The organism is Pseudomonas sp. HMSC057H01 (assembly GCF_001836405.1).
In the GTDB taxonomy this organism is placed as follows: domain Bacteria; phylum Pseudomonadota; class Gammaproteobacteria; order Pseudomonadales; family Pseudomonadaceae; genus Pseudomonas; species Pseudomonas aeruginosa.
This window is the reverse complement of the sequence record NZ_KV828430.1, coordinates 9,472-22,236: the sequence shown is the minus strand read 5'-3', so window position 1 is coordinate 22,236 and position 12,765 is coordinate 9,472. Positions and strand designations below refer to the sequence as shown.

Here is a 12,765-nt window from a genome sequence, read left to right as displayed (position 1 = left end):
AGGAAAACCTGATGACCATCACCATCATTGCTCCGCCACAGGCCGATGCCGCCGCGCCGGCACCGGGCAACCGGCCCGGCGTCGCGCACATCGATCCGAATATGAAGCTGGTGACCGGAACCTTCTGTTCGGCCAGCGAGGACTGGTTCGAGGAACCGCTGGAGCGCGGCCTGCGCCTGATCCTCGTGCAGAGCGGCCAGTTGCGCTGCCGGATTCCCGGCCAGCCCGAGCACCTCATCGAGGGGCCGAGCCTGTGCACCATCGCCAACGATGGCGACTTCACCTCGGCGCAGATCTACGGCACCGACAAGCCGTTGCGCTACACCATCGTCCAGCTCGGCGTCGAAGCCCTGGACAGCCGCCTCGGCTGGCTGCCCGAGCAACTGATACGCCGCCCCGGCGGCGATCCGCGGATCATGAGCTGCCCGGCGCCGCGGGCGATGCAGGCGTTGGCCTCGCAGATCGCCACCTGCCAGATGCTCGGTCCGACCCGCGATCTCTACCTCGGCGGCAAGGCCCTGGAGTTGGCCGCGCTCAGCGCCCAGTTCCTTTCCGGCGAGGGGCGCCCCGTCGAGGAGCCGCGCATCACCTGCTCGGAGGTCGAGCGCATCCACGCCGCCCGCGACCTGCTGGTCGGCGCCTTGCAGGAACCACCGTCGCTGGACACGCTGGCCAGCCGCGTGGGCATGAACCCGCGCAAGCTGACCGCCGGCTTCCGCAAGGTGTTCGGCGCCAGCGTATTCGGCTACCTGCAGGAGTACCGCCTGCGCGAGGCGCACCGGATGCTCTGCGACGAAGAGGCGAACGTCTCCACGGTGGCCTACCGGGTGGGCTACAGCCCGGCGCATTTCTCCATCGCTTTCCGCAAGCGCTACGGCATCTCCCCCAGCGAGATCCGCTGAGTCTCCGCGACGACCCCCGACCCGGCCACGGGAGGGGCGTCGCCGCTGCGGGATGACGCTGCATCTAACGAAACAGTCCGGCTGTCTAAAGCATTGCCGGCCAGGCCTCCCAGGCAAGTGAGATAAGGTCGCATTTGATAATCGTTGCCAGGAACTGGCAGCCGACCTCAGATGCTTGCCCTAGGGAGCCCCCATGGATCTGCCCCCCGATTCCCGTACCGCCCTGCGCGACTGGCTGACCGAGCAGCTCGCCGACCTGCTCGGCGAACCGCTTGCCGACGTGCGCGCCCTGGCGGACGACGACGACCTGCTGGGCTGCGGCCTCGACTCGATCCGCCTGATGTACCTGCAGGAACGCCTGCGCGCGCGTGGCTCGACGCTGGACTTCGCCCAGTTGGCGCAGCGCCCCTGCCTGGGGGCCTGGCTCGACCTGCTGGCCTGCGCGGACCGGCTGTCCGCCCCGGCAACGGTCGCGCTGCCGACGGTGCAGGATCGCGACCAGCCGTTCGAGCTGTCTTCCGTGCAGCAGGCCTACTGGCTGGGACGTGGCGCCGGCGAGGTGCTGGGCAACGTCAGCTGCCATGCCTTCCTGGAATTCCGCACGCGGGATGTCGACCCGCAGCGCCTGGCCGCGGCGGCGGAGTGCGTGCGTCAACGCCACCCGATGTTGCGGGCGCGCTTCTTCGACGGTCGCCAGCAGATCCTTCCGACGCCGCCGCTGTCCTGCTTCGACCTGCAGGACTGGCGTACCTTGCAGGTGGACGAGGCCGAGCGCGACTGGCAGGCGCTGCGCGACTGGCGCGCCCATGAATGCCTGGCGGTGGAGCGCGGCCAGGTGTTCCTGCTCGGGCTGGTGCGCATGCCGGGCGGCGAGGATCGCCTCTGGCTGAGTCTCGACCTGCTTGCCGCCGATGTCGAAAGCCTGCGCCTGCTGCTGGCCGAACTGGGCGTCGCCTACCTGGCGCCGGAGCGCCTGGCGGAGCCGCCGGCGCTGCATTTCGCCGACTACCTGGCGCGCCGTGCGGCGCAACGCGCCGAGGCCGCGGCGCGGGCCCGCGACTACTGGCTGGAACGCCTGCCGCGCTTGCCGGACGCGCCGGCCTTGCCGTTGGCCTGCGCGCCGGAAAGCATCCGCCAGCCGCGCACCCGGCGCCTGGCATTCCAGCTTTCCGCCGGCGAGAGCCGGCGCCTGGAGCGTCTTGCCGCGCAGCATGGCGTGACCTTGTCCAGCGTGTTCGGCTGCGCCTTCGCGCTGGTCCTGGCGCGCTGGAGCGAAAGCGCGGAATTTCTCCTCAACGTGCCGTTGTTCGATCGGCATGCCGACGACCCGCGTATCGGCGAGGTGATCGCCGACTTCACCACCCTGTTGCTGCTGGAGTGCCGGATGCAGGCCGGGGTGTCCTTCGCCGAGGCGGTGAAGAGCTTCCAGCGCAACCTCCACGGAGCCATCGACCACGCCGCATTCCCCGCCCTGGAGGTGCTCCGCGAGGCGCGCCGGCAGGGCCAGCCGCGCTCGGCGCCGGTGGTGTTCGCCAGCAACCTGGGCGAGGAGGGCTTCGTCCCGGCAGCCTTCCGCGACGCTTTCGGCGATCTCCACGACATGCTCTCGCAGACCCCGCAGGTCTGGCTCGACCACCAGCTCTACCGGGTGGGCGACGGTATCCTGCTGGCCTGGGACAGCGTCGTCGGCCTGTTTCCCGAAGGCCTGCCGGAAACCATGTTCGAAGCCTACGTGGGGCTGCTCCAGCGTCTCTGCGACAGCACCTGGGAGCAGCCTGCCGATCTGCCGTTGCCCTGGGCGCAGCAGGCGCGCCGGGCTCTGCTCAACGGCCAGCCGGCATGCGCCACGGCGCGCACCCTGCATCGCGACTTCTTCCTTCGCGCCGCCGAGGCGCCGGATGCCGACGCGCTGCTCTATCGCGACCAACGTGTCACCCGCGGCGAACTGGCCGAGCGTGCGCTGCGCATCGCCGGCGGCCTGCGCGAAGCCGGGGTGCGCCCTGGCGACGCGGTCGAGGTCAGCCTGCCGCGCGGACCGCAGCAGGTCGCGGCGGTATTCGGCGTGCTCGCCGCAGGCGCCTGCTACGTGCCGCTGGACATCGACCAGCCGCCCGCACGGCGGCGCCTGATCGAAGAGGCCGCCGGGGTATGCCTGGCGATCACCGAGGAGGACGATCCGCAGGCCTTGCCGCCGCGCCTGGATGTCCAGCGCCTGCTGCGCGGCCCGGCGCTGGCCGCCCCCGTGCCGCTGGCGCCGCAGGCGAGCGCCTATGTGATCTACACCTCGGGCTCCACCGGGGTGCCCAAGGGCGTCGAGGTCAGCCACGCGGCGGCGATCAATACCATCGACGCGCTGCTCGACCTGCTGCGGGTGGACGCAGCGGACCGCTTGCTGGCGGTCTCCGCGCTGGACTTCGATCTATCGGTCTTCGACCTGTTCGGCGGCCTCGGCGCCGGTGCCAGCCTGGTCCTGCCGGCCCAGGAACAGGCGCGCGATGCCGCTGCCTGGGCGGAGGCTATCCAGCGGCATGCGGTGAGCCTGTGGAACTCGGCGCCGGCCTTGCTGGAGATGGCCCTCAGCCTGCCGGCGAGCCAGGCCGACTATCGCAGTCTGCGGGCGGTGCTGCTGTCCGGCGACTGGGTGGCCCTGGACCTACCCGGCCGCCTGCGCCCGCGTTGTGCCGAAGGCTGCCGCCTGCATGTGCTGGGTGGCGCTACCGAAGCGGGCATCTGGTCGAACCTGCAGAGCGTCGATACGGTGCCGCCGCACTGGCGCTCGATTCCCTACGGCCGGCCATTGCCGGGACAGGCCTACCGGGTGGTCGACGCCCACGGGCGCGACGTGCCGGACCTGGTGGTCGGTGAGCTGTGGATCGGCGGCGCCAGCCTGGCCCGCGGTTATCGCAACGATCCCGAACTCAGCGCCCGGCGCTTCGTCCACGATGCCCAGGGCCGCTGGTATCGCACCGGCGATCGCGGTCGCTACTGGGACGACGGCACCCTGGAATTCCTCGGCCGGGTCGACCAGCAGGTGAAAGTGCGCGGCCAGCGCATCGAGTTGGGCGAGGTGGAGGCCGCGCTGTGCGCCCAGGCTGGCGTGGAGAGCGCCTGCGCGGCGGTGCTCGGCGGTGGCGTGGCGAGCCTCGGCGCGGTGCTGGTACCGCGCCTGGCGCCACGGGCCGAAGGCTCCATGGAACTGCCGGCCGCACAGCCCTTCGCCGGCCTGGCAGAGGCCGAGGCGGTACTCACCCGGGAAATCCTCGGCGCGCTGCTGGAGGCGCCGCTGGAGCTAGACGACGGTTTGCGCCGGCGCTGGCTGGACTGGCTGGCGGACTCCGCCGCCAGCGCGCTGCCGCCGCTCGACGAGGCGTTGCGCCGGCTCGGCTGGCAGGCCGCGGGGCTGACCGCGATGGGCAACGCTCTGCGCGGCCTGCTCGCCGGCGAACAGGCGCCGGCCGCGCTGCTCCTCGATCCCTGGCTGGCGCCGCAGGCGGTGGCCGCGCGCCTGCCGGACGGCCGCGAGGCCCTGGCGCGCCTGCTCGAAGCGCTGCCGACGCCGGCTGCCGGCGAACGCCTGCGGGTGGCGGTGCTGGATACCCGCGCCGGGCTCTGGCTCGACCAGGGCATGGCCTCGCTGTTGCGCCCGGGGTTGGAACTGACCCTCTTCGAACGCAGCCGCGTCCTCCTCGACGCCGCCGCCACCCGCTTGCCGGAACGGATCGTGGTGCAGGCGCTGGACGACGGCCTGCTACCTGCCGAGCACCTCGGTCGCTACGACCGGGTGATCAGCTTCGCCGCGCTGCACGCCTACGCGGCCAGCCGCGAAGGCCTGGCGCTGGCGGCGGCGCTGCTGCGCCCGCAGGGCCGCCTGTTGCTGGTGGACCTGCTATGCGAGTCGCCACTGGCGCTGCTCGGTGCGGCCTTGCTCGACGACCGGCCGCTGCGCCTGGCGGAGCTGCCGAGCCTGTTGGCCGATCTCGCCGCTGCGGGATTGGCGCCGCGTTGCCTGTGGCGCAGCGAGCGGATCGCCCTGGTCGAGGCGCTGGCGCCGGGGCTCGGTCTCGACGCCGCCGCGCTCCAGGCCGGTCTGGAGCAACGCCTGCCCCAGGCGATGCGGCCCGAACGCCTGTGGTGCCTGCCAAGCCTGCCGTTGAACGGCAATGGCAAGGTCGATCGTCGCCGCCTGGCCGAGAGCATGACCCGCGCACTCGGCGAGTGTCGTGACGAGCCCTCGGCGGAGGAGCCGCTGGAAGCCCATGAGCAGGCGCTGGCCGAGTGCTGGGAAGCGGTCCTCAAACGCCCGGTGCGTCGTCGCGAGGCGAGCTTCTTCAGCCTCGGCGGCGACAGCCTGCTGGCGACCCGCCTGCTGGCCGGCATACGTGAGCGTTTCGGCGTACGCCTGGGCATGGCCGACTTCTATCGCCAGCCGACCCTGGCCGGGCTTGCCCGCCACTTGCAGGCGCAGACCGTCGAGATCGAGGAAACCCAACTGGAGGAGGGCGTGCTATGAGCCTCGGCGAACTGCTGGAAACCTGCCGCAGCCGGCGCATCGAACTCTGGAGCGAGGCGGGCCGCCTGCGCTATCGCGCCCCCCAGGGCGCCCTCGACGCCGGCCTCGCCGAGCGCCTGCGGGCCGAGCGCGAGGCCCTGCTGGAACACCTGGAAGGCGGCCCTGGCTGGCGCGCCGAACCCGACCTGGCCCACCAGCGCTTCCCGCTGACCCCGGTGCAGGCCGCCTACGTGCTGGGCCGCCAGGCGGCCTTCGACTACGGCGGTAACGCCTGCCAGCTGTACGCCGAGTACGACTGGCCGGCCGACACCGACCCGGCGCGCCTGGAGGCGGCCTGGAACGCCATGGTCGAGCGCCACCCGATGCTGCGCGCGGTGATCGAGGACAACGCCTGGCAGCGCGTCCTGCCCGAGGTGCCCTGGCAGCGGCTGACCGTGCATGCCTGCGCGGGGCTCGACGAGGCCGCTTTCCAGGCGCACCTGGAGCGGGTCCGCGAACGCCTCGACCACGCCTGCGCGGCGCTCGACCAGTGGCCGGTCCTGCGCCCCGAGCTGAGTATCGGCCGGGATGACTGCGTACTGCACTGCTCGGTGGATTTCACCCTGGTCGACTACGCCAGCCTGCAATTGCTGCTTGGCGAATGGCGCCGCCGCTATCTCGATCCGCAATGGACGGCGGAACCGCTGGAGGCGACCTTCCGCGACTATGTCGGCGTCGAGCAGCGCCGACGCCAGTCGCCAGCCTGGCAGCGCGACCGCGACTGGTGGCTGGCGCGCCTCGACGCGCTGCCGGGGCGTCCCGACCTGCCGCTGCGGGCGCAGCCGGACACCCGGTCCACGCGCTTCCGGCACTTCCACGCGCGCCTCGACGAGGCCGCCTGGCAGGCGCTCGGCGCGCGCGCCGGCGAACACGGCCTGAGCGCTGCCGGCGTGGCCCTGGCGGCCTTCGCCGAGACCATCGGTCGCTGGAGCCAGGCACCGGCGTTCTGTCTCAACCTGACGGTACTCAACCGGCCGCCGCTGCATCCGCAGCTGGCGCAGGTGCTCGGTGACTTCACCGCTCTAAGCCTGCTGGCGGTGGACAGCCGCCACGGCGACAGTTTCGTCGAGCGCGCCCGCCGCATCGGCGAGCAGATGTTCGACGACCTCGACCATCCGACCTTCAGCGGCGTCGACCTGCTGCGCGAACTGGCGCGCCGGCGCGGTCGCGGCGCCGACCTGATGCCGGTGGTGTTCACCAGTGGCATCGGCAGCGTGCAGCGCCTGCTCGGCGATGGCGAGGCGCCGCGCGCGCCACGCTACATGATCAGCCAGACCCCGCAGGTCTGGCTGGACTGCCAGGTCACCGACCAGTTCGGCGGCCTGGAGATCGGCTGGGACGTACGCCTCGGGTTGTTCCCCGAGGGGCAGGCGGAAGCCATGTTCGACGACTTCGTCGGGCTGCTCCGGCGCCTGGCGCAGAGCCCGCGCGCCTGGACCGACGGCGATGCCACGGAACCCGTCGAGGCGCCGCCGCAGGCGTTGCCCGGTAGTGCCCGGAGCATCGCCGCCGGTTTCGCCGAGCGTGCCCTGCTGACCCCCGACGCCACGGTGATCCACGATGCCGCCGGCAGCTACAGCTACCGCCAGGTCGCCCAGCACGCCAGCGCCCTGCGCCGCGTCCTGGAAGCGCACGGCGCGGGCCGTGGCCGGCGGGTCGCGGTGATGCTGCCGAAAAGCGCCGCGCAATTGGTCGCGGTGATCGGCATCCTCCAGGCCGGCGCAGCCTATGTGCCGGTGGACATCCGCCAGCCGCCGCTGCGGCGCCAGGCGATCCTCGCCAGCGCCGAAGTGGTCGCGCTGGTCTGCCTGGAAAGCGATGTCCCGGACGCCGGCTGCGCCTGCGTGGCCATCGACCGGCTGGCCGCCGACAGCGCCTGGCCGCCACCGCCCGCGGCGGAGGTGGCGGCGGACGACCTCGCCTACGTGATCTACACCTCCGGCTCCACCGGCACGCCCAAGGGCGTGATGCTCAGCCATGCGGCGGTGAGCAACACGCTGCTCGACATCAACCAGCGCTACGGCGTCGACGCCAACGACCGCGTCCTCGGCCTCGCCGAGCTGAGCTTCGACCTTTCGGTCTACGACTTCTTCGGCGCCACCGCGGCGGGGGCCCAGGTGGTCCTCCCGGACCCGGCGCGCGGCAGCGATCCTTCGCATTGGGCGGAACTGCTGGAACGCCACGCCATCACCCTGTGGAACTCGGTGCCGGCCCAGGGCCAGATGCTCATCGATTACCTGGAGAGCGAGCCGCAACGCCACCTGCCGGGACCGCGCTGCGTGCTCTGGTCCGGCGACTGGATTCCAGTCAGCCTGCCGACCCGCTGGTGGCGGCGCTGGCCGGACAGCGCGCTGTTCAGCCTGGGCGGCGCTACCGAGGCGGCGATCTGGTCGATCGAGCAGCCGATCCGTCCGCAGCACACCGAGCTGGCCAGCATCCCTTATGGCCGTGCCCTGCGCGGGCAGAGCGTGGAAGTCCTGGATGCCCGCGGGCGGCGCTGCCCGCCGGGCGTGCGCGGCGAGATCCATATCGGCGGGGTGGGCCTGGCGCTCGGCTACGCCGGCGATCCGCAGCGCACCGCCGAACGCTTCGTCCGTCACCCCGATGGCCGTCGCCTGTATCGCACCGGCGACCTCGGCCGCTACCTGGCCGACGGCAGCATCGAGTTCCTCGGCCGCGAGGACGACCAGGTGAAGATTCGCGGCCACCGTATCGAACTGGCCGAGCTGGACGCCGCGCTGTGCGCCCATCCGCAGGTCAACCTGGCGGCCACCGTGGTGCTCGGTGAGACCCACGAGCGCAGCCTGGCCAGCTTCGTCACCCTGCATGCGCCGGCGGAGGCTGGCGAGGACCCGCGCACGGCGCTCGACACGGTGCGCCAGCGGGCGGCCCAGGCCTTGCGCCGCGACTGGGGCAGCGAGGAGGGCATCGCCGCGGCGGTGGCCGCACTCGACCGTGCCTGCCTCGCCTCGTTGGCCGCCTGGCTGGCCGGCAGCGGTCTGTTCGCGAGTGCGACGCCGCTGGACTTCGCCACCCTGTGCCAGCGCCTGGGTATCGCCGAGGCGCGCCAGCGCCTGCTGCGCCACTGGTTGCGCCAGCTGGAGGAGGGCGGCTACCTGCGCGCCGAGGGCGAGGGCTGGCTGGGCTGCGCCGAGCGTCCCGCGCAGAGTCCGGAGGACGCCTGGACGGCGTTCGCCGGCTGCGCGCCGGCGGCGCTCTGGCCGGCCGAGCTGGTCGCCTACCTGCGTGACAGCGCGCAATCCCTCGGCGAGCAACTGGCCGGGCGGATCAGCCCGGCGGCGCTGATGTTCCCGCAGGGCTCGGCGCGCATCGCCGAGGCCATGTACAGCCAGGGCCTGCATGCCCAGGCGCTGCACGAGGCCATGGCCGAGGCCATCGCCGCCATCGTCGAGCGCCAGCCGCAACGGCGCTGGCGCCTGCTGGAGCTTGGCGCCGGCACCGCCGCCGCCAGCCGCGCGGTGATCGCCCGGTTGGCGCCGCTGGTGCAGCGAGGGACGGAGGTGGACTACCTGTTCACCGACGTTTCCAGCTACTTCCTCGCCGCCGCCCGCGAGCGCTTCGCCGACCAGCCGTGGGTACGCTTCGGCCGCTTCGACATGAACGGCGATCTTCTCGACCAGGGCGTGGCGCCGCACTCGGTGGATATCCTGCTCAGCTCCGGGGCCTTGAACAACGCGCTGGACACCCCGGCGCTGCTGGCCGGCCTGCGCGAGCTGCTGAGCGCCGACGCCTGGCTGGTGATCCAGGAACTGACGCGCGAGCACAACGAGATCAGCGTCAGCCAGAGCCTGATGATGGAAAACCCGCGCGACCTCCGCGACGAGCGCCGCCAACTGTTCGTCCACACCGGGCAATGGCTGGAGTGGCTGGCGGCACAGGGTGGCGACCTGGCTTGCGGGGTGGTGCCGCCGGGCAGCGCTCTCGACCTGCTTGGCTACGATGTCCTGCTGGCTCGCTGCAAGACCGACCGCGCCCGCCTGGAGCCGGCCGAGCTGCTGGCCTTCGTCGAAGCGCGGGTGCCGCGCTACATGCTCCCGGCGCAGTTGCGCGTGCTCGAACGCCTGCCGGTCACCGGCAACGGCAAGATCGACCGCAAGGCCCTGACCGGCTTTGCCCGCCAGCCCCAGGCGGACCTTCGGCATGGCGTCGCGCAGGCACCGGCCGACGAGCTGGAGAGTGCGTTGCTGGCACTCTGGCGAGAGGTGTTGGACAACCCGTCGCTGGGCGTCGAGCAAGACTTCTTCGGGGCTGGCGGCGACTCGCTGTTGATCGCTCAGTTGATCGCCCGTTTGCGCGAACGCCTGGAAAGCGCCCGCCGGCATCCGTTCGATCGCCTGCTGCGCTGGGCGCTCAGCCAGCCGACGCCGCGCGGCCTGGCCGAACGCTTGCGCAGCGCGCCGGAAGAGGGTCGTGGGCCGGCCCTGGCCGCGGCGCGCGGCGTCGCCCCGGCGCAGACTGGCATGTCGCGCGCACCGCTCGCCGAGGGCGCGGTGGCGCTCGACCCGCTGGTGCGCCTGGTGCCCGGCGAGGGCGTGCCGCGGGTGCTGGTCCACGAAGGCCTCGGCACGCTGCTGCCGTACCGCCCGCTGCTTCGCGCCCTGGGTGAGGGGCGGCCGTTGCTGGGGCTGGCCGTGCATGACAGCGACGCCTACCTGGCGATCCCCGCCGAGTATCTCAACGCCTGTCTCGGCCGCCGCTACGCCGAGGCGCTCCATGGCGCCGGGCTGCGTGAGGTCGACCTGCTCGGCTACTGCTCCGGCGGGCTGGTCGCCCTGGAGACCGCCAAGTCTCTGCTCCAGCGCGGGGTGCGCGTGCGCCAGCTGGATATCGTCTCCAGCTACCGGATTCCCTACCGGGTGGACGACGAGCGCTTGCTGTTGTTCAGCTTCGCCGCGACCCTCGGACTGGATACCGCGGCGCTCGGCTTCCCCGCGCCGGAACGTCTCGGCCAGGCGGTGCAGGCGGCGCTCGCGCAGACACCGGAGCGCCTGGGCGCCGAGGCGCTGGCGGGGCTACCGGGCCTGGCCGATCTCGTCGCCCTGCGCGGCCGCGTGCTACAGGCGGCCAGCGGTAGTGCCGACGCCGCCAGCGTCGAACGCGACACCCTCTACCGGCTGTTCTGTCACTCGGTGCGTGCCAGCCAGGCCGAGGCGCTGGAGCCCTACGTCGGCGCGCTGCGGCTGTTCGTGCCGGACGCCGGCAACCCATTGGTGCCGCGCTACGCCGAGGCCCTGGAGACCCAATGGCGGGCCGCCGCGCTCGGCGCGTGCGGCATCCACGAGGTGCCCGGCGGGCACTTCGACTGCCTGGGCGAAGCCCTGGCGCAATCCCTGTCGAAACCCATGCCAGAGGAGGCGAGCCAATGAGCGACGTCCGTTCCGTGGTGGTCGCCGGTTCCCGGTTCGGCCAGTTCTATGCCGCCGGCGTCGCCGCCGATCCGCGCTTCGTCCTGCGCGGCATTCTTGGCCAGGGCAGCCGGCGTTCGCGGGCGTTGGCCGAGCGCCTCGGGGTGGAGACCTGGTGCGAGGTCGAGGCGTTGCCGGACGATGTCCGCCTGGCCTGCGTCGCGGTCGGCGGCGCGGCACGCGGCGAGCAGGGCCCGGCCCTGGCCGAGGCGCTGATGGCGCGTGGCATCGACGTGCTGATCGAGCATCCGTTGCTGCCGCGCGAATGGCAGGACCTGCTGCGCAGCGCCGAGCGCCTGGGCCGGCGCTGCCTGCTCAACACCTTCTATCCGCAGTTGCCGGCGGTGGCGCGTTTCATCGAGCTGGGCCGCCAGTTGCATCGCCGGCGCGGCATCCGCCACCTGGACGCGGCCTGCGGGGTGCAGGTCGGTTTCGCCACCCTGGACATCCTCGCCGCGTTGCTGGAGGGCGTCGGCCCCTGGTCGCTGGAGTCGCCCTCGAACGACCTGTCGGCGATGCGCGGGCTGTCCCTGGTGTTGGCGGAAGTGCCGTTGAGCCTGCACGTGCTCAACGAACTGGCGGCCGCCGACGATGGGCGCATGACCTTGTTGCAGCGCGTCAGCCTGACCACCGATCGCGGCACGCTGAGCCTGCTCAGCCCCCATGGCCCGTTGTTGTGGACGCCTGCGGTGGCGGTACCGGCAGAGGATGACGACGGCCTGTTCGCGCTGTTCGACGAGATAGCCGGCGAACCGCTGCCCAGCGCCCAGCTCTGGTATGCCGAACCGTGCAGCTGGGCCCAGGTGCACCAGCGCCTGTGGCCGGCGGCGGCGGCCGAGGCGCTGGCGCTGCTCGCCGACGGCGACGAGGTGCGCCGGCGCAACCAGCGCAGCCTGGAGGTCGCCGCCCTGTGGCAGCGGATCGGCGAGCGCCTTGGCTTCCCCGAGGCGCCGCCGGCGTCGCTGGCGCCGGCGAGCCTGGAACAGGTGCTGGAGCACGCCTCGTGACCCCGGTGCTGTGGCGCCTGCTGCGCACCTATCGCTGGCGGCTGGCGGCGGCCATGGGGTTGCAGGCCCTGGCCGGGCTCTGCTCGCTGTTGCCCTGGATGCTTCTCGCCTGGCTCGCCGAGCCGCTGGCGCGCGGCCAGGCGCAGCCGGCCCTGCTGGCCCTGGTGCTGCTGGCGGTGCTGGCTTGGTTGGGCTGCCAGGCGCTGGCCGCGCACCTGGCCCACCGGGTCGACGCGGACCTCTGCAACGACCTGCGCCTGCGCCTGCTGGCGCACCTGCAACGGCTACCGCTGGACTGGTTCGGTCGCCAGGGTCCGGACGGCGTGGCGCGCCTCGTGGAGCAGGACGTGCGGGCCCTGCACCAACTGATCGCGCACGCTCCCAACGATCTCAGCAACCTGTTGGTGGTGCCGCTCGTCGCGTTGCTCTGGCTGGCCTGGCTGCACCCCTGGCTGCTGCTGTTCTGCCTGCTGCCGCTGGTGCTGGCCGCCGCCGGCTTCCTGCTGCTGCGCTCGGCGTGCTACCGCGACCAGGTGCTGCGGCGCAACGCTGCGCTGGAAAGGCTCTCGGCGGACTATGGCGAATTCGCCCACAACCTGCTGCTGGCCCGACAGTACCCCGGCGCCGGCATACAACAGGGCGCCGAGGCGTCGGCGGCGGCCTTCGGCGAAGCGTTCGGCGCCTGGGTGAAGCGGGTCGGCCACCTCGCCGCGCTGGTCTACGTGCAGTTGTCGACGCCCTGGCTGCTGGCCTGGGTCCTGCTCGGCACGCTGGCTCTGGATGCCCTCGGCGTGCCGCTGGCGCTCGGCCAGGCCTGCGCCTTCCTGCTCCTGCTGCGGGCCCTGGCCGCCCCGGTGCAGGCGCTCGGCCACGGCGGCGAC

4 protein-coding genes and 1 pseudogene are annotated in these 12,765 nt (G+C 72.4%); all 5 read left to right on the top strand.

What is annotated here, in order from left to right; all coding sequences use genetic code 11:
• The first annotated feature begins 11 nt into the window (after positions 1 to 11).
• Positions 12 to 902: a pyochelin biosynthesis transcriptional regulator PchR gene (gene pchR, locus HMPREF2581_RS09330; RefSeq protein ID WP_003106955.1), complete on the top strand. Its 891-nt coding sequence runs from the start codon at positions 12 to 14 to the stop codon at positions 900 to 902.
• Positions 903 to 1,095: 193 nt separating this feature from the next.
• Positions 1,096 to 5,412: a pyochelin non-ribosomal peptide synthetase PchE gene (pchE, locus tag HMPREF2581_RS09325; protein ID WP_003137469.1), complete on the top strand. Its 4,317-nt coding sequence runs from the start codon at positions 1,096 to 1,098 to the stop codon at positions 5,410 to 5,412.
• Entirely contained in the window at positions 5,409 to 10,838 is a 5,430-nt protein-coding gene (gene pchF / locus HMPREF2581_RS09320) for a pyochelin non-ribosomal peptide synthetase PchF (RefSeq protein ID WP_003137470.1), read from the top strand. Before pchE ends, pchF begins: the two co-directional genes overlap by 4 nt.
• Entirely contained in the window at positions 10,835 to 11,884 is a 1,050-nt protein-coding gene (gene pchG, locus HMPREF2581_RS09315; protein WP_003137472.1) for a pyochelin biosynthesis thiazoline reductase PchG, read from the top strand. The genes pchF and pchG overlap by 4 nt, the downstream gene beginning before the upstream one ends.
• Positions 11,881 to 12,765: pseudogene (gene pchH, locus HMPREF2581_RS09310) on the top strand (ABC transporter ATP-binding protein PchH); the annotation flags it as partial. The gene pchG and the pseudogene pchH, both read left to right, overlap by 4 nt.

What these genes read in the sequence shown, in the direction of transcription:
- pchG (WP_003137472.1), top strand. Translation starts at nt 10,835, where the DNA reads ATGAGCGACGTCCGTTCCGTGGTGGTCGCCGGTTCCCGGTTCGGCCAG.
- pchR (WP_003106955.1), top strand. Translation starts at nt 12, where the DNA reads ATGACCATCACCATCATTGCTCCGCCACAGGCCGATGCCGCCGCGCCG.
- pchE (WP_003137469.1), top strand. Translation starts at nt 1,096, where the DNA reads ATGGATCTGCCCCCCGATTCCCGTACCGCCCTGCGCGACTGGCTGACC.
- pchF (WP_003137470.1), top strand. Translation starts at nt 5,409, where the DNA reads ATGAGCCTCGGCGAACTGCTGGAAACCTGCCGCAGCCGGCGCATCGAA.